This is a genomic window from Micromonospora globosa, from assembly GCF_000717585.1.
In the GTDB taxonomy this organism is placed as follows: domain Bacteria; phylum Actinomycetota; class Actinomycetes; order Mycobacteriales; family Micromonosporaceae; genus Micromonospora; species Micromonospora aurantiaca.
Genome location: NZ_JNZR01000012.1, coordinates 1 through 24,284, shown reverse-complemented (window position 1 = coordinate 24,284; position 24,284 = coordinate 1). Strand labels below are relative to the sequence as shown.

Annotated in this window: 28 protein-coding genes; 15 read left to right on the top strand and 13 right to left on the bottom strand. The window is 70.7% G+C overall.

Features of this window, described 5'->3' with window-relative positions; all coding sequences use genetic code 11:
• Window positions 1-166 precede the first annotated feature (166 nt).
• Complete coding sequence (locus IF06_RS0113510) at window positions 167-388, top strand: hypothetical protein (RefSeq protein WP_013288141.1); 222 nt, start codon at window positions 167-169, stop codon at window positions 386-388.
• Here the strand turns inward: IF06_RS0113510 and IF06_RS0113505 are convergent.
• Window positions 363-1,076: a hypothetical protein gene (locus IF06_RS0113505; protein WP_030271307.1), complete on the bottom strand. Its 714-nt coding sequence runs from the start codon at window positions 1,074-1,076 to the stop codon at window positions 363-365. The two genes, IF06_RS0113510 and IF06_RS0113505, sit on opposite strands and share 26 nt — an antisense overlap.
• Window positions 1,077-1,161: 85 nt before the next feature.
• On the opposite strand from IF06_RS0113505, the gene IF06_RS0113500 reads away from it, so the two are divergent.
• The 7 genes from IF06_RS0113500 (at window position 1,162) to IF06_RS0113470 (ending at window position 8,283) form a co-directional block, all read left to right on the top strand.
• Entirely contained in the window at window positions 1,162-2,451 is a 1,290-nt protein-coding gene (locus IF06_RS0113500) for a M16 family metallopeptidase (protein ID WP_030271304.1), read from the top strand.
• Window positions 2,451-3,794, top strand: a complete 1,344-nt coding sequence (locus tag IF06_RS0113495; protein ID WP_030271303.1) for a M16 family metallopeptidase — start codon at window positions 2,451-2,453, stop codon at window positions 3,792-3,794. Before IF06_RS0113500 ends, IF06_RS0113495 begins: the two co-directional genes overlap by 1 nt.
• 97 nt (window positions 3,795-3,891) lie before the next feature.
• On the top strand, window positions 3,892-4,914 hold the full coding sequence (locus IF06_RS0113490) for an aspartate-semialdehyde dehydrogenase (RefSeq protein ID WP_030271300.1): 1,023 nt from the start codon (window positions 3,892-3,894) through the stop codon (window positions 4,912-4,914).
• A 53-nt stretch (window positions 4,915-4,967) separates the two neighbouring features.
• Window positions 4,968-5,210, top strand: a complete 243-nt coding sequence (locus IF06_RS0113485; protein ID WP_030271298.1) for a hypothetical protein — start codon at window positions 4,968-4,970, stop codon at window positions 5,208-5,210.
• A gap of 64 nt (window positions 5,211-5,274) precedes the next feature.
• Entirely contained in the window at window positions 5,275-5,691 is a 417-nt protein-coding gene (locus IF06_RS0113480) for a CBS domain-containing protein (protein WP_013288135.1), read from the top strand.
• Between the two features lie 160 nt (window positions 5,692-5,851).
• Window positions 5,852-6,223 carry an SCP2 sterol-binding domain-containing protein gene (locus IF06_RS0113475; protein ID WP_030271296.1) on the top strand — a complete coding sequence of 124 codons (372 nt, stop codon included), beginning with the start codon at window positions 5,852-5,854 and terminating at the stop codon, window positions 6,221-6,223.
• Window positions 6,223-8,283, top strand: a complete 2,061-nt coding sequence (locus IF06_RS0113470; protein ID WP_030271294.1) for a glycogen debranching N-terminal domain-containing protein — start codon at window positions 6,223-6,225, stop codon at window positions 8,281-8,283. The genes IF06_RS0113475 and IF06_RS0113470 overlap by 1 nt, the downstream gene beginning before the upstream one ends.
• A gap of 6 nt (window positions 8,284-8,289) precedes the next feature.
• On the opposite strand, the gene IF06_RS0113465 is transcribed toward IF06_RS0113470, so the two are convergent.
• Both IF06_RS0113465 and IF06_RS0113460 read right to left on the bottom strand, forming a co-directional pair.
• Window positions 8,290-8,679, bottom strand: a complete 390-nt coding sequence (locus tag IF06_RS0113465) for a VOC family protein (protein ID WP_013475432.1) — start codon at window positions 8,677-8,679, stop codon at window positions 8,290-8,292.
• 9 nt (window positions 8,680-8,688) lie between these two features.
• Window positions 8,689-9,348 (bottom strand): alpha/beta hydrolase, encoded by a 660-nt coding sequence (locus IF06_RS0113460; RefSeq protein ID WP_030271293.1) that lies wholly within the window; start codon window positions 9,346-9,348, stop codon window positions 8,689-8,691.
• Window positions 9,349-9,447: 99 nt separating this feature from the next.
• Between IF06_RS0113460 and IF06_RS0113455 the strand changes: the two genes are divergently transcribed.
• Window positions 9,448-10,200 (top strand): lysophospholipid acyltransferase family protein, encoded by a 753-nt coding sequence (locus IF06_RS0113455; RefSeq protein ID WP_013288130.1) that lies wholly within the window; start codon window positions 9,448-9,450, stop codon window positions 10,198-10,200.
• 42 nt (window positions 10,201-10,242) lie between these two features.
• Here IF06_RS0113455 and IF06_RS0113450 read toward each other — a convergent pair whose 3' ends face one another.
• The 5 genes from IF06_RS0113450 to IF06_RS0113430 form a co-directional block, all read right to left on the bottom strand.
• A complete protein-coding gene (locus IF06_RS0113450) occupies window positions 10,243-10,986 on the bottom strand; it encodes a hypothetical protein (protein WP_030271290.1) in 744 nt (247 codons plus the stop codon).
• A 74-nt stretch (window positions 10,987-11,060) separates the two neighbouring features.
• Window positions 11,061-11,777 (bottom strand): response regulator transcription factor, encoded by a 717-nt coding sequence (locus IF06_RS0113445; protein WP_013288128.1) that lies wholly within the window; start codon window positions 11,775-11,777, stop codon window positions 11,061-11,063.
• Window positions 11,747-12,943 (bottom strand): hypothetical protein, encoded by a 1,197-nt coding sequence (locus IF06_RS0113440; protein ID WP_030271288.1) that lies wholly within the window; start codon window positions 12,941-12,943, stop codon window positions 11,747-11,749. The genes IF06_RS0113445 and IF06_RS0113440 overlap by 31 nt, the downstream gene beginning before the upstream one ends.
• A complete protein-coding gene (locus IF06_RS0113435; protein WP_030271286.1) occupies window positions 12,933-14,099 on the bottom strand; it encodes an ATP-binding protein in 1,167 nt (388 codons plus the stop codon). Before IF06_RS0113435 ends, IF06_RS0113440 begins: the two co-directional genes overlap by 11 nt.
• A gap of 148 nt (window positions 14,100-14,247) precedes the next feature.
• Window positions 14,248-15,048: a class I SAM-dependent methyltransferase gene (locus IF06_RS0113430; protein WP_030271284.1), complete on the bottom strand. Its 801-nt coding sequence runs from the start codon at window positions 15,046-15,048 to the stop codon at window positions 14,248-14,250.
• A 74-nt stretch (window positions 15,049-15,122) separates the two neighbouring features.
• Between IF06_RS0113430 and IF06_RS0113425 the strand changes: the two genes are divergently transcribed.
• From IF06_RS0113425 to IF06_RS0113415, 3 genes are all read left to right on the top strand, one after another.
• Window positions 15,123-15,563, top strand: coding sequence for a hypothetical protein (locus tag IF06_RS0113425; protein WP_013288124.1), 441 nt, complete (start codon window positions 15,123-15,125; stop codon window positions 15,561-15,563).
• Window positions 15,564-15,604: 41 nt separating this feature from the next.
• The gene (locus IF06_RS0113420; protein ID WP_030271282.1) at window positions 15,605-16,015 is read left to right on the top strand and encodes a pyridoxamine 5'-phosphate oxidase family protein; all 411 of its coding nucleotides are present in this window, start codon (window positions 15,605-15,607) and stop codon (window positions 16,013-16,015) included.
• A 146-nt stretch (window positions 16,016-16,161) separates the two neighbouring features.
• Window positions 16,162-17,013, top strand: coding sequence for a hypothetical protein (locus tag IF06_RS0113415; RefSeq protein WP_030271281.1), 852 nt, complete (start codon window positions 16,162-16,164; stop codon window positions 17,011-17,013).
• 27 nt (window positions 17,014-17,040) lie between these two features.
• On the opposite strand, the gene IF06_RS0113410 is transcribed toward IF06_RS0113415, so the two are convergent.
• Window positions 17,041-17,400 (bottom strand): MerR family transcriptional regulator, encoded by a 360-nt coding sequence (locus IF06_RS0113410; protein WP_030271280.1) that lies wholly within the window; start codon window positions 17,398-17,400, stop codon window positions 17,041-17,043.
• Window positions 17,401-17,475: 75 nt separating this feature from the next.
• On the opposite strand from IF06_RS0113410, the gene IF06_RS0113405 reads away from it, so the two are divergent.
• Window positions 17,476-18,204 carry an SDR family oxidoreductase gene (locus IF06_RS0113405; RefSeq protein ID WP_030271279.1) on the top strand — a complete coding sequence of 243 codons (729 nt, stop codon included), beginning with the start codon at window positions 17,476-17,478 and terminating at the stop codon, window positions 18,202-18,204.
• Window positions 18,205-18,332: 128 nt separating this feature from the next.
• Here the strand turns inward: IF06_RS0113405 and IF06_RS0113400 are convergent, their stop codons facing one another.
• On the bottom strand, window positions 18,333-18,800 hold the full coding sequence (locus IF06_RS0113400) for an NUDIX domain-containing protein (protein WP_030271278.1): 468 nt from the start codon (window positions 18,798-18,800) through the stop codon (window positions 18,333-18,335).
• Between the two features lie 86 nt (window positions 18,801-18,886).
• Complete coding sequence (locus IF06_RS0113395) at window positions 18,887-19,510, bottom strand: hypothetical protein (protein ID WP_052166164.1); 624 nt, start codon at window positions 19,508-19,510, stop codon at window positions 18,887-18,889.
• A 460-nt stretch (window positions 19,511-19,970) separates the two neighbouring features.
• On the opposite strand from IF06_RS0113395, the gene IF06_RS33600 reads away from it, so the two are divergent.
• Both IF06_RS33600 and IF06_RS33595 read left to right on the top strand, forming a co-directional pair.
• The gene (locus IF06_RS33600) at window positions 19,971-20,318 is read left to right on the top strand and encodes a hypothetical protein (RefSeq protein ID WP_143025355.1); all 348 of its coding nucleotides are present in this window, start codon (window positions 19,971-19,973) and stop codon (window positions 20,316-20,318) included.
• A gap of 35 nt (window positions 20,319-20,353) precedes the next feature.
• Window positions 20,354-21,748, top strand: coding sequence for a hypothetical protein (locus tag IF06_RS33595; RefSeq protein ID WP_143025356.1), 1,395 nt, complete (start codon window positions 20,354-20,356; stop codon window positions 21,746-21,748).
• A gap of 291 nt (window positions 21,749-22,039) precedes the next feature.
• Here the strand turns inward: IF06_RS33595 and IF06_RS0113390 are convergent, their stop codons facing one another.
• Window positions 22,040-22,585: an NAD-dependent epimerase/dehydratase family protein gene (locus tag IF06_RS0113390; RefSeq protein WP_232236679.1), complete on the bottom strand. Its 546-nt coding sequence runs from the start codon at window positions 22,583-22,585 to the stop codon at window positions 22,040-22,042.
• A 157-nt stretch (window positions 22,586-22,742) separates the two neighbouring features.
• Window positions 22,743-24,284 (bottom strand): AAA family ATPase (locus IF06_RS33095; RefSeq protein WP_232236678.1); only part of this gene is annotated, 1,542 nt, incomplete at its 5' end.

Here is a 24,284-nt window from a genome sequence, read left to right as displayed (position 1 = left end):
CGCCGGCTCGAAGAGGTGGTGACGTCAGCTCATGGTCGAGTCACCGGCTCCTCCAGCCGGCTGCCTAAACCATCGATACGACCGCGTCACGTCGGCCAGCGTACCCGACGCGCGGCGGAAAGCCCGCTGTCGTTCCGAAGTGCGGAACGCGGGGTATGTGATCGGCATGACCACGAGCCACGACCCGAGTGACCAGGAACGGATCGAGTCCCGAGCGCACCTGCTGCCGGAGGAGGCGGCGGCCGGCAGCGACGACGCGGAGGCGCAGGCCGACGCGATCCTCACCGAGTCCGACATCCGCGAGGCGGACCAGAACGCCGCCCCCGACACGGTGCTGGAGCACCGCACGTCCGAGCAGACCGTCACCCCCGTCGAGCCGCCCGACTGAGCCCGGCGCCCCGGGCCCGGCGGGAACCCCGGTAGCTGTCGTCCCGCAGCCGGGCCAGCGGGCCGGTCAGACGCAACCCCGGCGGCACGTTGCCGATCGGGTCGAACGCGAGCGCGGCGTCCTCGGCGGCGCCGCGCTCGTCGTCGAGGCGTACCTCGCCGAACGGCCGCCACCGGCCCACCGCCGAGGCGACCGCCAGCACCAGCCGGGGCTCGTCGCCGGCCACCGCCGCGCCGGCCTCGGCCAGGCCGCGACCCAGGTCGGGTGACTCCGGGTCGGCCAGCACGGCCAGGAACAGCCGCCGCCCGCCGGCCCGGAACGGCATGATCGACGTGTACGTCCCGGTGAAGCGCCGCCGGGGCAGCGGCAGGTTCCGCAGCACCGGCGCGGCGGCGCTGGAACTCCACAGCAGGTCCACCGGCGGCTCCGGATCGCGGTGCAGCCGTACCGCCACGCCCAGCACGTCCGGCCAGCCACCCGGCGTCGGCACGCCCTTGGACAGGCGGATCGTGGCCGGCCACCGGCCCGGCAGGTCGAGCAGCGGCACCCCGGTCGGCGGTCCCGGCGTACCCCAGATCCGGGTCTCGCCGGCGAACGTGCGCCCGGCCGGGTGCAGCAGCCGGGCGTGCCGGAGCCGGGCCAGCGCGGCGGCGGCGCGCTCGACGGCGGAGGGTGTGGTGGCGGCCATGCCCGCACGGGTACCCCGGCGCGCACCGACGATGCTCCGGCGCGCGTGTCACCTTTCCGCCTCCGAGATCGGATAGCGTCGTCTCATGCCCGACAGCGGTTTCCCCTGGCCGATCGAGACGACCCGACTGGACAACGGCCTGCGTGTGGTGGTGAGCGAGGACCGCACCGCCCCGGCCGTGGCGGTCAACCTCTGGTACGACGTGGGCTCACGCCACGAACCGGCGGGACAGACCGGCTTCGCCCACCTCTTCGAGCACCTCATGTTCGAGGGCTCGGTGAACGTGGCGAAGACCGAGCACATGAAGCTGATTCAGGGCGCGGGCGGCTCGCTCAACGCGACCACCAACCCGGACCGGACCAACTACTTCGAGACGGTCCCGGCCGAGCACCTGGAACTGGCGCTCTGGCTGGAGGCCGACCGGATGGGCGGGCTGGTGCCGGCGCTGACCCAGGAGACGCTGGACAACCAGCGTGACGTGGTGAAGAACGAGCGCCGTCAGCGCTACGAGAACGTGCCGTACGGCGACGCGTGGCTGCGGCTGCTGCCGCTGCTCTACCCGCCGGGCCACCCGTACCACCACGCGACGATCGGGTCGATGGCCGACCTGAACGCCGCCGACCTGGCCACCTTCCAGGAGTTCCACAGCACGTACTACGCGCCGAACAACGCGGTCCTCACAGTGGTCGGCGACACAGAGGCGGCGGAGGTGTTCGCGCTCGCCGACAAGTACTTCGGCGGTCTCACCGCGCGCGCCGACATCCCGGCCGCGCCGGACGGCCGCACCGTGCCGGCCACCGGCCGCCCGGCGGTGGAGACGGTCACCGCCGACGTGCCCGCCCCCCGCGTCTACGTCGCGCACCGCACCCACCCGTTCGGCACCCAGGGGTACGACGTGACCACGGTGCTGGGCACCGTGCTCGGCAGCGGCCGGGGCAGCCGCCTCTACCAGCGCCTGGCCGACGGTGAGCGGATCGCCCAGCCGGACCTGGTCGGCGCGTACGGGGTGGACCTCGCGCACGCGCCCGCCCCGCTGATCGCCACCGCCACGGCCCGTCCCGGGGTGAGCGCCGAGCGGCTGCGCGACGGGCTCGCCGAGGTGGTCGACGAGCTGGCCACCGTGCCGGTGACCGCCGCCGAGCTGGACCGCGCCAAGGCGCTGCTGAGCACCATGTGGTGGCGGCAGATGTCCACCGTCGACGGTCGGGCGGACACGCTCGGCCGCTACGCCACCCAGTTCGGCGACCCGGCCCGCGCGGCCGACCGGCTGCCGGCCTGGCTCGCGGTGACCGCGGAGCAGATCGCCGAGCAGGCCGCCGACTTGCTCGGCGCCGCCGACCGGGTGATCCTGACCTACCTGCCCGAGGAGAACTGATGTCGCTGATCGCCACCCGTCCCGGCCCCGGCGCCGCCCGCGCCTACCGGTTCCCGCAGGTGGTCCGGCGGACGGTGGCCGGCGGTCAGGTGGTCGCCGCGCACCTGCCCGGGCAGAACCTCGCCGTCGCGTTGCTGCTGCTCGACGGCGGCGCGGGCCGGGAGCCGGTCGGCAAGGAGGGCCTCGGCGCGGTGCTGGCCAAGGCGCTGGAGGAGGGCACCGCGCAGCGGGACGCCACCGCGTACGCGCTGGCCATCGAGGCGCTCGGCACCGAGCTGGCGACCGGGCTCGACTGGGACTCGTTCCAGGTGAGCGTGCAGGTGCCGGTGGACCGGCTGACCGCCGCGGTGGAGCTGCTGGCCGAGGCGGTCCGTACGCCCCGGCTCGACCCGGCCGACGTACTGCGCGTACGCGACGACGAGGCGACCGCGCTGCGGATGGACTGGGCCAACCCCGGCCCGCGTGCCGACGCGGTGCTGCGGGCCGAGCTGTTCGGCGCGGAGCACCGGTGGGGCCGCCCGCTCTACGGCGACCCGGACAGCGTGGCCGCGCTGGAGGTGGACGACGTCACCGTCTTCCACTCGGAGTGGTTCATCCGCCCCGGCACGCTCGTCGTCGCCGGCGACCTGGAGCGGATCGACCTGGACGCGCTCGCCGCGACGGCGTTCGCCGGCGCCGGCGGCGGCCCGGTGGAACGCGGCGGCCCGATCGACGTGCCGCTGGCCGGGCAGCGCCGGGTCATCCTGGTCGACCGGCCCGGCTCGGTGCAGTCCACGCTGCGGCTCGGCCACCCGTCCCCGCATCGCGCCCACCCCGACCACGTGCCGATGACGCTCGCCGGCACCGTGCTCGGCGGCGCGTTCACGTCCCGGCTCAACCACCTGATCCGGGAGGTACGCGGCTACACGTACGGGATCCGCGGCGACTTCGCCTCGTCCCGGCGGTTCGGCCGGTTCGCGGTCAGCTCCGGTGTGCAGACCGCGGTGACCGCCCCGGCGCTCGTCGAGTCGGTGGGCGAGATCTCGCGTACCCAGCTCACCGGTGTCAGCGAGGACGAGCTGGAGGTGGCGCGTTCCTGGCGGGCCGGGCAGCTCTCGGTCGAGTTGCAGAGCCCCCGGGCCATCGCCGCGGCCCTGACCACGCTGGTCGTGCACGACCTGCCGGACGACTACCACGCGCGGCTGCGGGAGCAACTGCTCGCGGCGACGGTCGAGGACGTCTCCGCGGCGGCCGCCACCTATCTGCACCCGGAGTCGCTGACGATGGTGATCGAGGGGGACGCGGCGGTCATCCGGGACGAGCTGGTCGCCAGCGGTCTCGGCGAGGTGGTCGACCACACGTGACCGGGCGGGGCGGCGGGCCTGTGATTCCCGTCGCCCCGCATCCGCGCGGTGGGAAACGTTTCCCACCCGCACCGCCCGGCTGGGTAGCCTCGCGGGCATGAGGATCGGCATTGTGGGAGCCACCGGTCAGGTCGGTGGCGTCATGCGGCAGGTGCTGGCGGAGCGCGAGTTCCCGGCGGAGCAGGTGCGCCTGTTCGCCTCGGCCCGGTCGGCCGGGCGCACGCTGCCCTGGCGCGACGGCGAGGTCACCGTGGAGGACGCGGCCGCCGCGGACTACCGCGGCCTGGACATCGTGCTCTTCTCGGCGGGCAAGGGGACCGCGAAGGAGCTGGCTCCCCGGGTCGCCGAGGCGGGCGCCGTGGTGATCGACAACTCCTCGGCGTTCCGGATGGACCCGCAGGTGCCGCTGGTGGTGGCCGAGGTCAACCCGCACGCGATCGCGGACCGCCCGAAGGGCATCGTGGCCAACCCGAACTGCACCACGATGGCCGCCATGCCGGTGCTGCGCCCGCTGCACGACGAGGCCGGACTGGTCAGCCTCGTCGTCGCCACCTACCAGGCGGTCTCCGGCGCCGGCCTGGCCGGTGTGGCGGAACTGGACGAGCAGGTCCGCAAGGTGGCCGAGGACGCCGCCGGGCTCGCCTTCGACGGCCGGGCGGTGGAGTTCCCGGCGCCGCGCTCGTTCGCCCGTCCGATCGCCTTCAACGTGCTCCCGCTGGCCGGCTCGATCGTCGACGACGGCTCCTTCGAGACGGACGAGGAGCAGAAGCTGCGCAACGAGAGCCGCAAGATCCTGGAGATCCCCGGGCTGAAGGTCTCCGGCACGTGCGTGCGGGTGCCGGTCTTCACCGGCCACTCGCTGCAGATCAACGCCCGGTTCGCCCGGCCGATCGACCCGGCCCGGGCCCGTGAGCTGCTCGACGGCGCGCCCGGCGTGGCGCTGCGCGACGTGCCGACGCCGCTGGAGGCGGCCGGCCAGGACCCGACGTACGTCGGCCGGATCCGGGCCGACGAGACAGTCGAGCACGGGCTCGCGCTGTTCTGCGCCAACGACAACCTGCGCAAGGGCGCGGCGCTGAACGCCGTGCAGCTCGCCGAGCTGGTCGCCGCCGAGCGCTGACCCGCCAGGGCGTCCGTGCCGGGCCACCCGGCACGGACGCCTGCTCAGCGGGTATGCCCGCCGGGTCGCCGGCCGCCCCGCGCAGGCAGGGCGGGGGTACCGATGACCTGCGGTTCTTCGAGGCCGAACGCGTCCGGGCCCTGCTCGGCGTGCTCGCGTACGCGATCGCCGGTCTGGTGGGCGTGCTGCTGAGCGTGCCGGCGGCGCTCGTGGTGCTCCTGCTGCTGCCGATCTTCTACGGGCTGTCCAGCAACGGCGCCTACGACCTGCGCCGACGGCTGCGCCACCGGCGGTGAGGCACGCGTTACCCCGCCTGGGCTGGCGGGTAGACCGCGGTGCCGACAGCGAGAGGGGAGCACCATGACAACGGTCGGAGAGTTCATGACGACCCGGTTGGTGACGATGGACGGCAACGACACGCTCATGGCCGCCGCGCAGGAGATGCGCGACAGTGCCATCGGCGACGTGGTGGTGACCGACGGCGACAACGTGGTCGGCATCGTGACGGACCGGGACATCACGGTGCGGGGCGTGGCCGAGAACATGGACCCCACCGCGACCCGGCTCAACCAGGTCACCAGCAAGGACGTGGTGACCGTCAGCCAGTACGACGACGCCGTGGCCGCCGCGGACCTGATGCGCACGTACGCGGTCCGTCGCCTCCCGGTGATCGACGACGGCCGGCTGGTCGGCCTGATCTCCATGGGTGACCTGGCGGTGGAGCGGGAACCCCAGTCGGTGCTCGCGGACATCAGCGCCGACGAGCCCAACAACTAGACCTGCCTGCCGCGGTGACGCCGGCTCCCGGTTCGGGGGCCGGCGTCGCGCGTCCGTGCCGTGGCGCCGCGCTCACCCGGTTCGGGCGAGGTTGACCCCGGATCGGGTGGGGACACGAGCCTCGACAGGTAGACCGCGGATCGCGGGAGGAGTGGCCCGGATGGTGGACATGACCACGAGATTCTTCGAGGACCTGGATCGGCGGGGGTTCGAGCCACTGCTGGTCAAGACATCCGGAACGCTCCGCTTCGACCTGCACGAGGGCCCGCACACCACGCACTGGCTGCTGGAGATCGATCACGGCAACCTGCGGGTCCGGCAGGAGGACGGCGAGGCGGACACGGTGGTCGGTACCGAGCCGCGCCTGTTCGCCGAGCTGGTCGGCGGTGAGGAGAACGCCGTCGCGGCGCTGCTGCGGGGCGACATGACAGTCGTCGGCGACCTGCGGCTCGTGTTGCAGGTCGAGCGGGTCTTCCCCGGTCCGCCGGACTCCCGGGGACCGCACCACACGTTCGGCGGGAGGGGTGCCTGATGCCCGGCAGCAACTCCGTCCGGATCCTGGACGGCAACACGTTCGTGGTGTGCGAGGACACCGGCGACATCGAGGCCACACCGAGCGAGCCGACCGGATTGTTCTCGCTCGACACGCGGTACCTGTCGAAATGGGTGCTCACGATCAACGGCGAGCGGCTCAACGCGCTGTCCTACGACGACCTCCAGTACTACGAGGCCCGGTTCTTCCTGGTGCCCGGCATGGCCACGCACTACATCGACGCGAAGCTGTCGGTCATCCGGGAGCGGGCGATCGGCGGCAGCTTCCGCGAGACGCTGACCATCCTCAACCACGACGAGAAGCCGGTCGACCTGGAGATCCGGATGGACGCCGGATCGGACTTCGCCGACCTGTTCCAGGTCAAGGACGAGATCCTGAACAAGAAGGGCGAACACTACGCCGAGGCCGAGTCGGACCGGCTGCGCCTGGGCTACCGGCGGGGCAACTTCCGGCGCGAGACGCTCGTCTCCGCCAACCAGCCGGCCCGCTACGACCAGCGCGGTTTCGCCTGGAGCATCCGGCTGGAACCCAACGAGCAGTGGGAAGCGGTCATCGACGTGCAGACGTTCGCGATCGGCCCCGGCGGCCGGGACCTGCGGATGGGGCTGCGCGCGCACGGCACCGAGCGGCTCGCGCTCCAGCACGACCTGGAGGAGTGGATCAGCCGGGCACCGAAGCTGAACAGCGAGCACGAGGAACTCGCCGCGACGTACCGGCGGAGCCTCGTCGACCTCGCGGCGCTGCGCTTCTCGCCGCTGTCGCTCGGCGGGCAGACGCTGCCCGCGGCCGGCCTGCCCTGGTTCATGACCATGTTCGGCCGGGACAGCATTCTCACCTGCCTCCAAGTGCTGCCGTTCGCGCCGGAGATGTCGAAGACCACGCTGCGGATCCTCGGCGCGCTCCAGGGCACCCGGTTCGACGACTTCCGGGACGAGGATCCGGGCCGGATCCTGCACGAGATGCGGTACGGCGAGACCGCCGCGTTCGAGGAGCAGCCGCACTCGCCGTACTACGGCTCGGTGGACGCGACGCCGCTGTTCGTGGTGCTGCTCGACGAGTACGAGCGGTGGAGCGGCGACGGCGCGCTGGTGAAGGAGCTGGAACGGGAGTGCCGGGCGGCGTTGAAGTGGGTCGACGACTACGCCGACCTGCTCGGCAACGGCTACATCTGGTACGAGCGGCGCAACACCGACACCGGCCTGGAGAACCAGTGCTGGAAGGACTCGTGGGACTCCATCTCGTACGCCGACGGCACGTTGCCGCCGTTCCCCCGGGCCACCTGCGAGGTGCAGGGGTACGCGTACGACGCGAAGATGCGGGCCGCCCGGATGGCCCGGTTGTTCTGGGACGACCCCGCGTACGCCGATCAACTGGAACGCGAGGCGGCGGAGCTGAAGCGGCGCTTCAACAACGACTGGTGGGTCGCCGACCGCGGCTTCTACGCGCTCGCGCTGGACCCGGACGGGCGTCAGTGCGACGTGCTCAGCTCCAACATGGGCCACCTGCTGTGGAGCGGGATCGTGGACGACGAGCGGGCGGCGAAGGTCGCCGAGCATCTGGTCGGTCCCCGGCTCTGGTCCGGCTGGGGGGTGCGGACGCTGGCCGAGGGCGAGGTCCGCTACAACCCGATCGGCTACCACAACGGCACGATCTGGCCGTTCGACAACTCGTTCGTCGCCTGGGGTCTGCGCCGGTACGGCTTCGCCGAGGAGGCCGCCACGGTGGCCAACGGCATCCTCGACGCGGCCACCTACTTCGACGGCCGGCTGCCGGAGGCGTTCGGCGGCTACCCGCGCGAGCTGACCAAGTTCCCGGTGGAGTACCCGACCGCGTGCAGCCCGCAGGCCTGGTCCACAGGGGCGCCGCTGCTGCTGTTGCGCACCATGCTCGGTCTGGAGCCGCACGAGCAGCACCTGGCTGTCGACCCGCGGCTGCCGGTGGGCATGGGACGGATCGAGGTGCTGGACATCCCTGGTCGCTGGGGCCGGGTGGACGCGTTCGCCCGAGGTCGGCTCAACATCGAGGAACTGGCCGACTGAGCCGGCTCAGTGCCCGGGCGGCGACGCCGTGTGCGCCTCGTTCGGCGGGAGCAGGCAGAACTCGTTGCCCTCCGGGTCGGCCAGCACGGTCCAGCGCGGCAGCTCGCGGACGACTGTCGCGCCCGCCTCCAGCACCGCGGCCCGCTCCTCGGCGTCGCCGACCAGGTCGAGGTGGATCCGGCCGGGCTCCGGCAGCACGTCGGCGGGGCTGATCCACAGGTCCGGACGCCGCCCGTGCGGATCGCGCAGCAGCACCGCCTCGGTCGGCGCGAGCGTGCCCTCGGCGAGCTTCACCCGGTCCGCCTCGACCACCGGCAGCCCGGTGACCGCGCTCCAGAACGGGGCCAGCAGGTAGGGGTCGCGGCAGTGGATGACGATCGCGGCGAGATCGGGCATGCCTCGAACCTAGTCGCCCGCGACGGCGGGCAGGACGCTGTCCAGGAACGCGGCGGCAGCCGCGCGCAGGTCGGGCCGGGCCAGGTCGAGCGCGTGCCCGCCGTGGGTGAGCCACAGGTGCGCCGGGTGCCCGGCGGCGAGCAGCCGGCCGGCCAGCTCGACCGGCTGGGCGGCCGGCACCGCCGCGTCGTCGCGGCCCTGGACCAGCAGCACCGGCACGCCGGAGCCGAGGTGGGTGGCGACCGTCGCGTCGACGGTGGCCGGGTCACCGGCGGCCGGCGGATGGCCCAGCAGGTCCGTCCACGGGTCGTCGCCGGGGGCGCGCCGGCGCCGCTGCTCCGGGTCGAGCGGGTCGACGGGGGCCCAGTACGCGAGCACGCCCGCCACGTCGCCGGGCCGGTCCACCCCGCGCAGGCCGAGCTGGAGGGCCAGCATCCCGCCGGCCGAGTCACCGGCCACCAGCAGCGGCAGGCCGCCCGCCGCGGCCCGGGCGGCCCGGGCCGCGGCGCGGACGTCGTCGAGCTGAGCGGGCCAGCGCGCCTGGTGGGAGAACCGGTACGTGCCCTCGACCACGCGCAGCCCGAGCGACGCGAGCGCGGCCCCGTCCTCCTCGGCGCGGGCCCGCCAGCCTCCGCCGTGGATCCAGAGCAGCACCGCGCGTTCGGTCATGACGCCATCGTCGCCGGGCCCGGGCCGGTGCGCGACCCGGGTCTGCCGAGGGCAGATCGGCCCTACGGTCGCGTAACCTACTCGGGGTAAAGTTTCGACATGTCGGAACTCGTGTACCCCCCTGTGATCACCGCCGCGAAGACGATGTTCCGGCTCCTCGACCTGCGCCTGGACGTGTCCGGCAGCGAGCACGTGCCGCACACCGGCGGTGCGGTGCTCGCGTCCAACCACGTGAGCTACCTCGACTTCATCTTCTGCGGCTACGGCGCGCACCCGGCCAAGCGGCTGGTCCGGTTCATGGCCAAGGACAGCGTCTTCCGGCACCGCGTCTCCGGTCCGCTGATGCGCGGCATGAAGCACATCCCGGTCAACCGGGCCGCCGGCGCCGGGTCGTACGCCGCCGCTGTCGGCGCGCTGCGCCGGGGCGAGGTGGTCGGCGTCTTCCCGGAGGCGACGATCAGCCGCTCCTTCACCGTCAAGGACCTGAAGAACGGCGCGGCCCGGATGTCGCAGGAGGCGGACGTGCCGCTGCTGCCGGTCGCGCTCTGGGGCACCCAGCGGCTGTGGACCAAGGGCCGCCCGCGCACGCTGACCCGCCGGCACACGCCGATCACCATCATCGTCGGCGAGCCGATGGACCCGTCCGCCTACCCGGACGCCACGGCCATGACCGCCGACCTGCGTACCCGCCTGTCGGCGCTCGTCGACCGGGCCCAGCGGGAGTACCCGGACAAGCCGTCCGGCCCGGACGACACCTGGTGGCAGCCGGCCCACCTGGGCGGCAGCGCGCCGACCCCGGAGGAGGCGGTCGAGCTGGACCGGTCCGAGCGCCGCACCCGCAGCGCCTCCTGACCGCGCCCGCGCGCCCGGCCGGCCGCTCGTGACGGGGGACCGTCAGCAGGCGGAGCCGGGCTGGCCATGGGCCGGGAAGCCGGACCACGCCCACGGCGACGCCTCGTCCTCCGGCGGACGGTAGTAGTCGTCGCGGGACAGGAACTCCACCGGCAGCGAGCCCGGCAGCGTCACGGTGCCCAGCGTCGGGCCGGGGGAGGCGGCCGCCCGGACGGCGAGGACGTCCCGTTCCGGCGGGGACAGGTCCACCAGTTCGGCGTTGGCGAGCCGGAAACCGGCCACCGAGCGGCGTACCTGCCGGGCCAGGGCGGCCACCTGACCGACCGGGCCGGTCAGCGCCAGCGCCGGCTGCCGGATGGTGCGCAGCGCGTCGCACACGATGCGCAGCTCGCCGATGCCGTCGCCCACCTCGGCCAGCTCCAGCCGGGACGGCCACTGCCAGCGGATCTGCCCGCTGACCAGGCGGGACAGCCGGACCGGACGCCGGTGCCGGGCGGCCGCCCGGCTGTCCCGCCCGGAGACCACCGACAGGTCCGAGCCGGTGCAGACGTACGCCAGCCGGCGCTCGGTCACGGTGATCGTCGCCGGGGCGGGCAGCGACCAGCAGCGGACGTCCTCGGTCGGGCCGAGCAGGTGACCGGCGACGCGCAGGACGTGCTGACCGAGCAGGCGTTCGCCCGGCTCGGGCACCAGCTCGTAACGCCGGTCGAGCACGGGACGGGTGGGGTCGTCGTCGGCGTCGAACCGATGCGGTCCGACGAAGAAGGGTGTGGCGTCCTCCGGCACGGTACGACCTCCCGATGACGGTTGGCGGTACCGGTGAGCCTGCCCGATTCCTGGGGTGACTGTCATGACACCTGTTAGGGGGTCGGCCGGTCGGCCGAAGCCTGCGACCGGTAGATGCCGATATCTTCCGGTCGGACGAGTCCGTCCTCGATCGCCCGGGCGAGCAGCGCCGCCTTCGTGGCGGCCGGACGGCCCGCTCGGGTGTACTTGATCCGCGCACGGTCGACGTACTGCTTCACCGTGTGCTCACTGATCTGCATCCGGCGCGCCACCGACGCCTTCGACATCGACTGGAACCACAGCAGCAGCGCTTCGCGCTCCTTGTCCGACAGGGACGGACGATCCGGGCGGGCGTCACCGACCATCGCGCCGGCCAGCGCCGGCGGGACGTACGGCCGGTCGCTCGCCGCCGCCAGCACCGTCGCCACGCAGTGCTCGCGCCCCTCGTGCTTGGCCAGGAACGCGACCGCCCCGGCGTCCAGCGCGGCGAGCATGGTCTGCGGGTCGCTGTGCTCGGAGTAGACCACCACCCGGCGCCCGGCCGCGCTCAGCTCGGCCAGCTTGTCCAGCACCATCCGGCCGTGCAGGCGCAGGTCGAGCAGCACCACCTCGGCGTCCGGCGCGGCCCGCAGGACCTCGTCCGGGTCGTCGCCGGTGGCCAGCACCCGCAACCGCGGTTCGCCGGCCAGCCAGGCGCGCACCCCGTCGATCACCACCGGATGGTCGTCCACGATCGCCACCCCGATCGGGGTTCCGGCGTTCACGTCCGCCGCCAGCGGGTCTGCGTCCATCTGATCTCCCCGTCCCGCTCGTGCAGGTGTTCCACCGGCCCGTCCCCGCCGGTCGCCGGCTCGTCCGGGCCGTCGTGATCCGGTGTCACCAGGCTGACCACCACCTCGTCCGGGCCCGCCACCACTGTGAGCCGCGCCCAGCCCTCGGCCGCGGCGAGCGCTGCGGTGAGCGGGTCGGCCAGCCCGCGCCGGATCTCCACCGGCAGCTCCGGTGGGGTACCGACCGACACCAGGTCGATCGGCAGTCCGTTGCGCTCGGCCAGGTCGGCCGCCGCGCGCAGTTCGTGCAGCAGCGCGTCCGGCACGTCGTCCGACTCGGCGATCAGCCGGCGCAGCCGGGCCGCGGCCAGCACCGCGCGTCGCCGTACCGCCGGGTCGGCCGGGTCGGCGTCGCCCGCCGCCAGTTCGGCCAGCACCTCCTCGGCGGTGCCGCTGACCAGTGCGAGCCGCGCCTGCCGTTCGGTGCGGGCCCGCTCGGCCGCCTCCTGCTCCGCCGCCACGGCCAGCGTCGCCGCCGCGGTCGCGGCCCGGTCCCGGGCCTGCGCGGTGATCGCCGCCGCGCCGACGAAGACCGCCACCGGCAGGGTGGAGGTGCCGTAGACGTACATCGCGGTCCGGCTCAGGTCGGCCGGGGCGGTCGCCCCGTACAGCACCACCGCGACCAGCGCGATCGTGCCGTGCGCGGCGAGCATGAGCAGCAGCCAGCGCACCGGCCGCTGCCAGAGCACCAGCAGGAAGAACCAGGCCAGGCCGCCCCACACCCAGTTGGCGGTGCTGAACAGGAACCGCTCGCCGGCGCCCGCGACCACCGCCGCGTCGACCACCAGCAGCGCCAGTGCCGGCGGCCCGGCTGCCGGCAGCCCGCCGCGCAGCAGGCGTACCCCGGTTCCGACCCCGACCAGCGCGGTCACCAGCCAGCCCGCCGCCACCACGGCCGGGGCCGCCATCCCCTGCCCGGCCCGCAGCACGGCCGGCAACGCGACAGCCAGGTGCCAGGCCGCGGCGATGACGATCGCGGCGACCCGCGCGCCCCGGTCCGACGCGTCGGCCACCGCGTGCGCCTCGGGCGGGGCGGCTGCCGCCCCGGAGTGCGCAGCCGCCCGCGGCCGGGGCAGCGGGCGCAGCGCGGGGGCGGCCGTCACCGCCGTGCCCGACTCACTCGACATCGGACCACTCCAGCCGAATCCGGGTGCCGGTGCCAGGGGCGGAAGTCACCACCGCCCGGCCGCCCACAGTGCTCATCCGCCCGTGGATCGACTCGCGCAGCCCGTACCGGTGGGCCGGGACCGTGGATGGGTCGAAACCGGGACCGTCGTCGACCACCTCGACCACGACGGTGCCGCCCTCGCGGGCCAGGCGCAGCGACGCGGCTGCCCCCGGCGCGTGCCGCGCCACGTTCGCCAGCGCGGCGGCGGCGCTGTCGGCGAGCGCCGTGGCGACCTCCGCCGGCAGCCGGCACGGCGCAAGCGTGGCGGTCACCGCCGTCCCGGCCAGCACCTCGCGCAGCCGTTCGTCCAGGTCGGCCTCGCCGGCCGCGGTGGTGGTCCGCGCACCCGCCAGGGCGGAGAGGGTACGCAGATCGTCCGCGCACCGCTCGCGCAACGTCGCCGAGTCGGGCACCGCGCCGAGGCCGACCATGGTGAGCGTGCCCAGCACGGTGTCGTGCAGGTCGCGGTTCTGCCGCCGTTCGGCCTCGCGGGCGGCGCGCGCCACCACCGCCTCGTGGGACAACCGCTGGTAGTCGGCGAACGCGGCGTCGGCGCGGGCGATCCGGCGGCGCATCACCGCTGTCATCACCGCCGCGCTGCCGGTCTGCACCAGCAGCGTCCCGGCGTGCGCCCGCGCCTCGACCGGGTTGCCGGCCAGCGTGGTGCCGGTGACGTACGCGGCGGTGACCAGCAGGCCGGCCGGCACGGACCAGTGGGCCGGGGCGGTGGCCTGCGCGTTGATGACTGTCGAGCTGGCCAGCACCGCGATCCAGCTCGCCTCGCCCGGCAGCACCTCCGGCGCGACGAGCCACGGGACGGCGAGCGCGGCGGCGGTGGTCAGCGCCACGTCACCGGCGACCAGCGCGCCGCCGATGCCGTGCCGGAACGCGCGGAACGCGTACCAGACCGACCAGGCGGTCAGCACGACGACCGCGGGGATCAGCAGCGCCACCCGCACCGGCGGCGTACGCACCGCCAGCGCGACCACCGCGCCGACCAGGCCGCAGGTGAGCCGCAGCAGCGCCGGCAGGGTGGTGAAGATCAGGCTGAACGCGTCACCCGCCGGGCGGGCCAGCGGGGCCCGTGACAGAGGCATGGCGGCAGCGACCGGCATCGGGGGGATGTCCTTCCGGCAGCGACCCGGCCGGGTCCGCGCGGCATAGATTGACGCTGGAGAATAACATGGTTTGTCGCAACTGGTCACCCTTGGTGCTTGACGAGTTTCGCTCCGGCGTAAAGCAGCCGGCTCTCCGGCCCGTCGGTCAGCGGCGCGCGGCGGCGAGCAGGTGGGCGCTGGCACCGAGGATCGCGGCGTCCCGCTCGAACGTCTCGGCGCAGGCCACCGCGTCGGCGAACAACCGCTCGTGCGGCCCGGTGCCGAGCGCGTTCAGCAGCGGCCACAGCGGACCCTCCACCCCGTACACCTCCGGGGCGGGCAGTCCGGCCGCGACGAAGTCGGCGACCAGTTCCTCCGGCCGGTGGAAGAACGCGGTGGTGAAGCCGGTGGCCGGGTCGTTCACCCCGGTCTCGTACTGGGCGCGCAACGACCGCCGGTTGTCCTCGTCGAGGCGGCCCTGCACGCTCAGGTCGATCAGCGCGGCGTGGCGGCTGATCGCCGCCGCCACGATCGTCCCGCCCGGCCGGGTCACCCGCGCCGCCTCGCGCAGCGCCGCCACCCGGTCGGCCTGCCGCGGCAGGTGGTAGAGCGGGCCGAGCAGCAGCGTCGCGTCCGCCGCCGCGTCGGGCGACGGCACCGCGCGGGCGTCACCCACCGATGCGGTGACCAGCGGGTACGCCGACCGTGCCGCCGTCACGTGCGCGGGCACCAGGTCGACCAGGTGCACCCGGTAGCCGGCCGCGGCGAGCGGACCCGCGTACGCCCCGGGACCGCCGCCGACGTCCAGCACGTCCGCCGGTGCGGCGGGCAGCAGCCGGGCGAGCAGATCCCGGGTACGCCGTGCCTCCAGCCGGCCCTGCGGCGACCCTTCCAGCCGGTCGGCCTCGACGTAGATCTCGGTGTAGTAGCGACTGATGTCCGGCTCGGCCGGGCGGTGTGCGGGCATCGATCGATGGTCGCCGAGAAGCGGAGCACGGGCATCCGTTTTAGCGGTTGCCCGGCCCGCCTACCCTGCCGGGCATGGCATACCAGCCGGCCATGGTGCCGCCGAAGAAGTCCAAGCGAACCCTGTTCATCGTGCTGGGCGTGGTGCTGGCGATCTGTTGCTCCGGCGGTGTGCTCGGCGGCTTCTTCCTCTTCCGGGCCGTGCAGGAGGCCACCGGCCCGGCGCGGTCCACAGCGGAGACGTTCGCCGAGGCGATCGTCGACCGCGACTATCCCGCCGCGTACCGGCAGCTCTGCACCCGCGTACGCGACCGGGTCAGCGAGGCGGACTTCACCCGGCAGCAGTCCTCCCAGCCGGAGTTCACCGGCTACGACATCACCGGGCTGAACGTGTCGAACAACAACGGCCGGGTGAGCGGGTCGACGACCATCCGCTTCACCCCGGCGGTCGGCACCAACGTCACGCAGTCGTTCCCAATGGTCAAGGAGGACGGGGAGTGGCGGATCTGCGAGTGAGCCCGTAGCGGGCCTCCGCGCGCACCTGATCCACTTGTCGCATGGCCCCACCTCCCACCGCACCGCTTCCGCCGGCCGTCGCGGACCGGCTCGCCCGCGAACGCAACGTCTGGCTCTGCACGCTGCGCCGTGACGGCTCCCCGCACGTCACGCCGGTGTGGTTCGTCTACGCCGACGGCGTCTGGTGGATCGGCTGCGAGGGGCGCAGCGTCAAGGCCCGCAACGTGGCGGCCGACCCCCGCGTCTCACTCGCCCTGGAGGACGGCGTCCACCCGGTCGTCGCGGAGGGCATCGCCCGCCTGCACCGTGCCGGCTTCCCGCCCGGGGTCGTCGCGGCGTTCGCGGAGAAGTACGGGGGATGGGACATCCGGCAGCCGGTCACCCCGGACGGGGACCGCGTGCTGCTGGAGGTGCCCGTCCGGCGGTGGCTGCTCGCCGGAACGGCACGCTAGTTCCCGGCCCCGAAGACCTGGCGGCGCAGTTCGCCGACGCGGTCCGGGGATCCGGCACCGCACGGCGGCACACGCGATCATGCCCGAGACCACCGACGAAACCGGCGGGTCATCGTGGCCCGGATTCCTGTGCCACTCTCTGCGCCATGCGCTTGTCGTCGGGTCTGCGAGTCGCCGCGGTGGTGGCCGGGCTGCTGGCGGTCGGAGCGGCGCTGCTCGCCATGCGGGAGGCGTCGCTTCTGTGGGCAGTGGTCACGCTGGCTGCGCTGGCCGGCCACGCGTTCACCGCCACCGCCATGCCCCGGGTGAAGTGGGGCGTCGGCGCCGGTGCCGGGCTGTTCGCCCTGGTGGCGGTGGCGAACCTGCACCGGTACCGGGAACAGGTGGCGGAGGTGGGCGAGCCGGCACGGGGCCAGGCTGGGGCGGGGGCGTACCTGCTGGAGAGCTGGCAGTACGGCATCGACCGGCAGCGGCTGACAGCCGGGGGCCTGGCTCTCGGCGTACTCCTGCTTGGCGCTGCCGTGTCGGCGTTGCCGGCACGCGGCGGGCGGCGGGGTGTGGTGACGACGGTCCTGGCGGTGGCAGTGCTCGTCTGGTGCGTGGCGAGCGTGGCGCTGACGCCCGGCGAACCGCCGCTGCCCGACCTGTTCGCGGCGGTGTGGCCGGCGTTGCTCGCCGTGCTGGTGACGGCCGGGGTGCTGGCGTTGTCCGGACGGCGGGGCGACCGGCGCGGGCTCCTCCCGGCGGGGATGGTCCTGCTGTCGCTGGTCGCCGTGCGGGTCTGCGCCGATCTCGCCGCCGCCTGGGCGAGCTGGTGGCCGCTGGTCAGGCCCGCCGAGGATGCCTTCCTGCAACCGGGAATCATGATGAGCGTGGGTGCTGCTCCGGGAGGCGCCCTTGAGGTGTCCTCGGCCGTGGAGACGGCTGTCGCTCTCGGCGGCGTGGGGCTGGCGGTCGCCGGTGCACTGCGCGCCCGCCGCGAGACCGCGGGCCGCTGAGAACCCGCGGCGTCCGGCGGGCTGCGCCTACGGGTGCGTGTCGGTGATCGCGATGACCTCGTCGAGGCGGTCCAGCGCGGCCCGGAGGTCGTCGACCTTGGCCTGGATGCGCTCGCGCTCGGCGCGCAGCATGGCCCGCTGCCCGGGGTCGGTGTGCCCGGCGTCCCAGCACGGCAGGAGTTCCGCGATCCGGCTGCTGGTCAGGCCCGCCGCGTACATCTGCTGGATGAAGCGCACCAGCGTGATCGTGTCCGGCCGGTAGAGGCGCTGGCCGGACGCGCTGCGCCTGGGGAAGAGAAGACCCTGCTCCTCGTAGTAGCGCACGGCCCGCACCGACACACCTGCGTCGCGCGCCACCTCGCCGATGCGGATCAGCGGCTCGGTCACGGTGACTCCTCTCACCCCGGTCTCGGCGATGAACACTTGCCTCTGACGTCAACGTCAGGTTTTAGCGTACCGGGCATGGACATCAACAACTCGGTCGCCCTCGTCACCGGAGCCAACCGTGGCCTGGGCCGCGCCTTCGCCCAGCGCCTGCTCGAACGCGGCGCCCACAAGGTCTACGCGACCGCCCGCCGGCCCGAGACCGTGGACCTGCCCGGCGTGGAGGTGCTGCCGCTGGACATCACCAGTCCCGCATCCGTACGCGCCGTCGCCGCTGCCGCCCCGGACGTCACGCTGCTCGTCAACAACGCCGGGATCCAGACCGGAACCGACCTGGTGGCCGGTTCACTGGACGCGGTGCGGCACGAGGTGGACACCAACGTGCTCGGCCACCTGGAGATGATCCGCGCGTTCGCGCCGGCACTCGCCCGCAACGGCGGAGGCGCGATCGTGAACGTGCTCTCCGCCATGTCGTGGTTCGGGACCAGGGGCGCCGGCGCGTACCACCTGACCAAGGCCGCCGCGTGGGCGATGACGAACGGCGTACGCCTGGAACTCGCCGACCAGGGCACGCTCGTGACGGCGGTACACCTCGGCCTGGCCGACACCGACATGTCAGCCGGCTGGCCCGTGGACAAGATCGCGCCGTCCGACCTGGCCGACGCGGCGCTCGACGGCGTCGAGGCGGGTGCCGCCGAAGTCCTCGCCGACCAGTGGAGCCGCGACGTCAAGTCCCGGCTGACGCTGACGCCGGAGGAGTTCAACGCCGCGATGGACCGGGCGTTGGCGGCGCTGGCGGCGGCCTGAGGTGTTTCAGCCGGCCCGTCCGTCGCGCCGTGCACGCGGAGGGCCGGCTGTACGGTCCCGGCCGTGGCCGCCTTCGACGCGGAGCCGTCGGCCGTCGTCGGCGGGGTCGCTGCGCGAAGCGGTCGCCGTCACCCGGCGAGGTGGCCGGTGGCTCGCAGCAGCGCCCGGGAGAAGCGGTTGAGATCGGCACCGGCTAGCTGCGGTGGGGTGAACCAGTCCAGCTCGCTGATCTCCTCGCGGTCCGCGATCGGTTCTCCGTCGGCGATGGTCGCCTGGTAGACCGCGGTGACGTAGGCGACCCGGTCGCCGTTGGGGTAGGTCACCTCGAAATCTGGGCCGCCGAGCACGTCCAGCAGCCGCGGCGGGCAGATCCGAATGCCGATCTCCTCGCGGATCTCGCGCACGGCCGCCTGGGCCGGGGACTCTCCGATGTCGACAGCGCCGCCGGGTACCGCCCACCCGTTCCCGTCCTCGACGTGACGTACCAGCAGGATCCGTGCGCGATCGTCGACGACGATGACCGACACCGACGGCATCTGGATCAACTCGTGGCCGATCATCGTGCGGAGCCGGGCCAGGTGCGAGGAGATGGCCATCAGGGCACGGTAGCCCCTGCGCGTCGCCCCGACCGACTGTGCCGCTGCGCGAAGCGCGATCGGGCGGCAGATCCGGATGCCCGCAGTCAGGCACACCGGTATTCGTTCGGGCGACTCCGCTCTCTGCGGTCCCGAATGACGACCTTGCCGGACCCGACGGTAGTGGTGCAGTCCGGGCCGTGTACGTCGAGGCTGGCGATATCGGTGGTGATCGCGGCCGAGCCGAAGTAAGCGGGATCGAGGACGAAGGCCACACGGGTACCGGCCCCGAGGGGAGCGGAGAACTCCGCAGGTGGCTCGACCGGCCGCAAACCGACGAGGCGCTGCCGAAAGCCGTGGCCGTGTCGCCAGACTTCGACAGTGGTCTGCAGACTCACCGCCGCCGCCGCGGCGCTCGACCAGCGCTCGCTCGTGAGCAGCGAGCCGTAGTAGCCGAGCTTCGGCATGCCCCGGCCGGTCAGGACGTCCGCCTGGTCGTCGGTCACCGAGAAGATGAGGTCAGCGTTGATCTCCGCTACGACGTCGGGCGTGTGGCTCGCGGCGACAATGGTTGCCGGGTGAAACGCGTGTCCCACCACCGCGCACAGCACCCGAGTCGCCAGACGAGGATCGTCCCTGCCCACCCCGAAATACATACCAGGTCGCTCGCGTACGGAGTCGTCGAACTCCAGGACCCTGATCTTCGCGAGTCTGTAGTCAGGCTCCGTCACGCCACCCACGCTATCCAGGCGAGGCCCACGCGGCTATCGGCATGACAGGACGTCTCGTCTTCGGCCGACTTGGCTTCACGGTGGTGAGGTGCGCCCGGCAGGATTCGAACCTGCGGCCTTGGGATTAGAAGTGGTGATGCGGTAGCGAGCTGCAGCCTCTGCTCCTTCTCAAGCTGCACAAACCCTTCCCTCGGTGTCGTTGGCTTGCCCTGGTGTCCTGCATTTCGCACCACGGTTGGCCCCACAAGCATGCCCCGCTTGCATCGGCCCTAGGGGTGGGCCAGTGCTCACTAGGCAGCGTGGCTGCGTCTCGGGCGGGGTCAGCTTCGTGCTTGGCAGGCCAACTTGGCGGGCCCAGACGGCTGTTGCCGCCCATCTATACGATGGCACCGATAACCCATTTTTGCTGGAAGGATGCGACGTGCCGGTTGGGCTTGCAGTTGCTGCCTCTGCTCAGGACATGGATCTGCTGATAAGCGCGGCCAGCTCGTTGCAGGAGGTCAAGATCTCAGAGCGCAGGCCGTTAGATACCGCTGGTGACGGCCTTGCCTTTCCGCTCGATGCCGGCTTGGCGCTTCAAGCATTAGAGGTGGCCGGAGCTGTTGCTGGCTCTGTCGAGGCAATGCGCCTCCTGCTGGAGGCTTGGCGGAAGGTCCGCAGTAAGCGAAGTGGGGATTCTGCGGACACTTCATCTCAGATTTTTATCTGCAACCTGCGAACCGGCGAGGTCATGTATTCCGGCGATCAGTTAGACGCTGCGGTCATTGATGCCGTGTTGTCTAAGGTGGAAAAAGGCTCTCGTGACTGATGGGACACTTCGATCCATCTCTTATGCGGGTCGTAATGGAGACGTCGTCGTTGTTCCCCGACGACGTCTTGCTTGATGCCGGAAACCCCCTGCGAAGAAATCTCGACGGGGTCTTCGATCGTCAGGATTTTTCGGCGCACCTGGTGCGGAGCGAGTTTCATAGGGCAATGGTTGTTGCCCACGAGCAGCGTCATTACCTCGACTATCACCTGACGAATTATGGTAGTTGGGTTTCGAGATTTTGGGGCCAAGTTAAACAAACCGTGCCGGCCTTGCTGGGAATGTCTGGTTCACTCATCGTCCCTATCCACTTCATGGAAGATGAGGTGATGACCTCATTCTACGAAGTGCCGATGCCTATTCCTGACTCTCACCAGTGGCTAGGAGTGCGGCTCGCAGCGAATCATGCGCGACGGGTGAGGAGAGATCATTACAGTGCGAAGCGGGCTCCACACGGGTTTAGTGGTGGAGCGCAGCTAGAGGCTCTTGCGACCACGTTTGAAGTGGGCCCCGCAGAATGGCTGCTGCCGATGAACGAGGCAATCGAGGTTGTGGCATCGATGCCGAGAAACATGGTTCGATGGCGGGAAGAGTATGTTTGGCTGGGCGACATTCTTGCTGCGTTGGATATCGGCCCTCCCCCAGTGCTTCTGGGGGAGGGCGGGCAAGCCGTTAATACGCGGATTTGGCCCCCGATTCTTGTCGCTTCACTCATGGGGCGGTTTGAAAATTTGTTTGCCTCCAAGCTCGATGAAGATCCCGATTTGTGGCATCGCATAGCCCCTTCTAGTCGGTTACTCGATATATTGAAATGGCTTCACGAGCGATGCAGTGGAAAGCTGCGCAGCGTTTCCGACGTATGGAATGCGGTTAACGAGGCTTGCTTGGATCTATATGGGGAAGACGTTGTGTCGGCCATGACGGCCGACACTCAATGGATGAAACGGATTTTGGATGATTTTGTCGGCCGCGCGAATAGCTCGCCACCTGTAGACCTTCTCGCCCATGTGAGAACGCGCCTGCTCGTCGCTGAAGAATTTGCTGCTAACCCCATGCCGTTTATTGACCCCATTGTTGCCTGGACGCAGGCAGATTCGGCATCAACGCGCCTAGTTCCCGAATATCACTTTGCTTCAAGGTCTGGGTTCCGGAACATCCCTGTCGATCTCACGCCATTTGACAGTATGTTTTATCATCCGGTAGCAGGAAAAACCTTCTTCGTGAAGCCGCGAACCAATGCAGTCGTTGGTGAAATGCAGCGGGTGGACGAGGAGTTCAGTGCCGTTGCGCGGTTCTTGGTCCGAGGTGCTGCTTCTCCTTCGTGGGTAGGCCCCGAACGGGAGGCGGTTGCAAGATGGCTGGTAGCTGGCAAGGGCATCTACGTTGTACCCCCGTTCGGCGACGACCTCGATGTGCTGCTGGCTCCGTGATGCCGTGATGCCGTGATGCCGTGTTGGCCGTGCGGCTCGTGCGGCGTCGCTGTCGCTGGTGGTGGGCTGAACCATCTCCGCATCTCCGCATCTCCGCAAACATGGCTGTGCGCTGGGCGAATGCTTGCGGAGATGCGGAGTGCTGCTGAGGGAGATCTCCGCAAGGGATGGTGATCTCCGCAAGATCGTGCGGAGATGCGGAGATCGATGATTCCTGATGGTCTGATCTCCGTAGGGTGTCTTCCCTGGTGGCAGGGGGTTGGTGCGGCGTTGCGGAGTTGCGGAGATGGTTCAGCGGGTTTCAGTCCTGGTGGCGTTCGACCCAGAAGACGGCCCGGTCGCCGCGTTCGTTGTTTCCGGCGCGGATGACGTGGTCGCCGCGCCAGCGTCCGGCTTGACCGGTGAGCAGCCGGCTTTTTGGTAGCCATACCGGGTCGGTCCGTCTTCGGTGTCGGTGCCGTAGTCGGGGCCGACGTCGGGCGGGCAGTAGAGCACCTCGGACTGCTCGCTGAGGGGCTTTAGTGGCCAGTCCCGGTAGACGCTGACCGTGGACATGAAGACGTAGCGACCTCCGACAGGAGCGAGAGCGCGAGCCACGTCGAGAACATTTCTAGGCACGTAGCCCGAGGTATCCACCACGGCATCCCAAGGGCCAGCGGCGGCGAGGGCGGCGACGTCCTCGGGGCGGTTCCGGTCGCCCCGGATGGCCCGCACGGCTTCCAGGAAGGGATCGGAGGTGCCCCGGTTGAACGTCGTCACCTCCCAGCCGGCATCGATCGCAGCCGTGACAATCGCGTGTCCCACAAACCAGGTTCCGCCGAGCACTAGCAAACGCATAGGCCCATCATGCCGAGTAGGGACGACCGGCCGGTCGGCGGAGGGTGCCGGCCGCCAGTTGCCGAGTTGGTCACGTGATTGAGACCAGGCGGCCCGCAAGTGCGCCGCGCCTGCTCGGCCCCGGCCTGCTAACCCGCATCTAGTTGTGCGCTTGCATTTAATCCAGCCGCCCGGCGAGTTCCTCGGCAGACTTTAGGATCGCCGCCATATGCGACTGAGCGGCTGGCTGCTTGTGGATCCCAGCTTCCAGTGCGGCGGGCAGCCATTCCTTCCCCTTCGCTACTTCTAGGTCGGGGCCTGCGAACCGCTCAAGCTCTCCCACGGCTACCGGTACCACCCCCGCCTTGGATAAATCCCTTACGAGAGACTTGGCGGCTGGGCCGGACTGACCTCTATTAAATGCCTGCATCCCGAAGTCCTTCAACAAATGCCATCGACTTTCTCGTGCGCGGATTATCAACCCCAATTCCTTCTTGGTGGCCGCATCATGAAGGGTGTCAGGGTCTTCTTTAAGTTTCTCCTCTATGGCGAGCAGCAACTCTTTCCGGATGTGACTAAGTGGGACACTTTCCGTCGGCTGTCTAAACGGCTGCGTGGCAATCCTGTAGTCCTTGTCAAGCGGGTTCCAGTCGCCGCCAAGGCTCTTTACGAGCCGCTCGATCTTCGGCCTTTCATTGAGAATGTCCAGATCGGGAGTGGCGATCACGGGTACGGTGGCCGCTCTCAGTACTTCTGCCAGCCTAAACATGCCGTCCTTGCCGTACGACGGAAGGAAAAGGACGTCACTTGGCGGCGGTATCGGGTGTCCAGTGTCTTTGGCGCGAGAATTTACTCTTGCATATTCGTCTAATGCTGCTTGATAGAAACGGCAGTCCCGTTCACCCTCGGCTAGTACAACGAGGCGATGAAAAAGGCCGTCGAGGACGTTGCTGTATTGAAGAACTGGATCGTCCCACAACTCGCGAAGTTGCTCATATGAGAGTTGTGAAGCGCTAGTGGTGTTGCCCTCGCGGTTCAGTCGGATAACCGATAGAGGTGCACTTGAGGCAACGAGTCCACCCAGCAGGTTCCTGTCATGAGTTGCGAGGATTACCTGTGTCTGGGATTCTCTGGAGAGTTCCCCCAAGGCCAATCCTAGTGCATAAGCTTGTGGAGGGTGCAGGAAAGCCTCCGGCTCGTCGACTATGACAGTCGGGTGGGCTGCGGCGACAATCGGGATTATGAGCCCTAAGAGGCTCTTCATCCCATCTCCCTGCTCCTCAAGGAGTGGGAGCCTCGCGAGTGCTTCTCTATATGCCCGTTGACTTTGATCACGTGCGGGTGCAGGTATGCCAACCTTGCCAACTCTCAACCTCATCGTGGCGCTGAACTCGTCTAGGGTTAAACTCTGCTGGAATATGCGCTCACATATTCCATTCAGCCTGTGAAGAAGAGTGATGTCGTCCTGAAACCGGTGGAAAGGATGTGTTGGCGGGTCCGCCGGCTCATTCCGCTGCCCGACACCTCCCACTGATCCGAATCGACTTTGCGCGTCTGCATAAAAGATCAGCGATTGAGCACCTGGGCCGAAGCTTGAAATCTGTTCCTCATGCTCCCATTGGCTAGTACTCCAGCCGGGGATTGTGATCACGGCTCGGTGAGGGCTTGTCGGGTGTAGTGGCTGGTCATGGCTTGGGCTTGGTGGCGTCGTCGGCGGATG

Coding starts and splice junctions, on each gene's coding strand:
- IF06_RS0113475 (WP_030271296.1), top strand. CDS start 5,852: ATGGTGGACATGACCACGAGATTCTTCGAGGACCTGGATCGGCGGGGG.
- IF06_RS0113465 (WP_013475432.1), bottom strand. CDS start 8,679: ATGCCCGATCTCGCCGCGATCGTCATCCACTGCCGCGACCCCTACCTG.
- IF06_RS0113425 (WP_013288124.1), top strand. CDS start 15,123: ATGGCATACCAGCCGGCCATGGTGCCGCCGAAGAAGTCCAAGCGAACC.
- IF06_RS0113420 (WP_030271282.1), top strand. CDS start 15,605: ATGGCCCCACCTCCCACCGCACCGCTTCCGCCGGCCGTCGCGGACCGG.
- IF06_RS33595 (WP_143025356.1), top strand. CDS start 20,354: ATGGAGACGTCGTCGTTGTTCCCCGACGACGTCTTGCTTGATGCCGGA.
- IF06_RS33600 (WP_143025355.1), top strand. CDS start 19,971: ATGGATCTGCTGATAAGCGCGGCCAGCTCGTTGCAGGAGGTCAAGATC.
- IF06_RS0113500 (WP_030271304.1), top strand. CDS start 1,162: ATGCCCGACAGCGGTTTCCCCTGGCCGATCGAGACGACCCGACTGGAC.
- IF06_RS0113485 (WP_030271298.1), top strand. CDS start 4,968: ATGCCCGCCGGGTCGCCGGCCGCCCCGCGCAGGCAGGGCGGGGGTACC.
- IF06_RS0113460 (WP_030271293.1), bottom strand. CDS start 9,348: ATGACCGAACGCGCGGTGCTGCTCTGGATCCACGGCGGAGGCTGGCGG.
- IF06_RS0113470 (WP_030271294.1), top strand. CDS start 6,223: ATGCCCGGCAGCAACTCCGTCCGGATCCTGGACGGCAACACGTTCGTG.
- IF06_RS0113435 (WP_030271286.1), bottom strand. CDS start 14,099: ATGCCGGTCGCTGCCGCCATGCCTCTGTCACGGGCCCCGCTGGCCCGC.
- IF06_RS0113400 (WP_030271278.1), bottom strand. CDS start 18,800: ATGGCCATCTCCTCGCACCTGGCCCGGCTCCGCACGATGATCGGCCAC.
- IF06_RS0113490 (WP_030271300.1), top strand. CDS start 3,892: ATGAGGATCGGCATTGTGGGAGCCACCGGTCAGGTCGGTGGCGTCATG.
- IF06_RS0113480 (WP_013288135.1), top strand. CDS start 5,275: ATGACAACGGTCGGAGAGTTCATGACGACCCGGTTGGTGACGATGGAC.
- IF06_RS0113430 (WP_030271284.1), bottom strand. CDS start 15,048: ATGCCCGCACACCGCCCGGCCGAGCCGGACATCAGTCGCTACTACACC.
- IF06_RS0113445 (WP_013288128.1), bottom strand. CDS start 11,777: ATGGACGCAGACCCGCTGGCGGCGGACGTGAACGCCGGAACCCCGATC.
- IF06_RS0113495 (WP_030271303.1), top strand. CDS start 2,451: ATGTCGCTGATCGCCACCCGTCCCGGCCCCGGCGCCGCCCGCGCCTAC.
- IF06_RS0113440 (WP_030271288.1), bottom strand. CDS start 12,943: ATGTCGAGTGAGTCGGGCACGGCGGTGACGGCCGCCCCCGCGCTGCGC.
- IF06_RS0113390 (WP_232236679.1), bottom strand. CDS start 22,585: ATGCGTTTGCTAGTGCTCGGCGGAACCTGGTTTGTGGGACACGCGATT.
- IF06_RS0113415 (WP_030271281.1), top strand. CDS start 16,162: ATGCGCTTGTCGTCGGGTCTGCGAGTCGCCGCGGTGGTGGCCGGGCTG.
- IF06_RS0113510 (WP_013288141.1), top strand. CDS start 167: ATGACCACGAGCCACGACCCGAGTGACCAGGAACGGATCGAGTCCCGA.
- IF06_RS0113455 (WP_013288130.1), top strand. CDS start 9,448: ATGTCGGAACTCGTGTACCCCCCTGTGATCACCGCCGCGAAGACGATG.
- IF06_RS0113505 (WP_030271307.1), bottom strand. CDS start 1,076: ATGGCCGCCACCACACCCTCCGCCGTCGAGCGCGCCGCCGCCGCGCTG.
- IF06_RS0113405 (WP_030271279.1), top strand. CDS start 17,476: ATGGACATCAACAACTCGGTCGCCCTCGTCACCGGAGCCAACCGTGGC.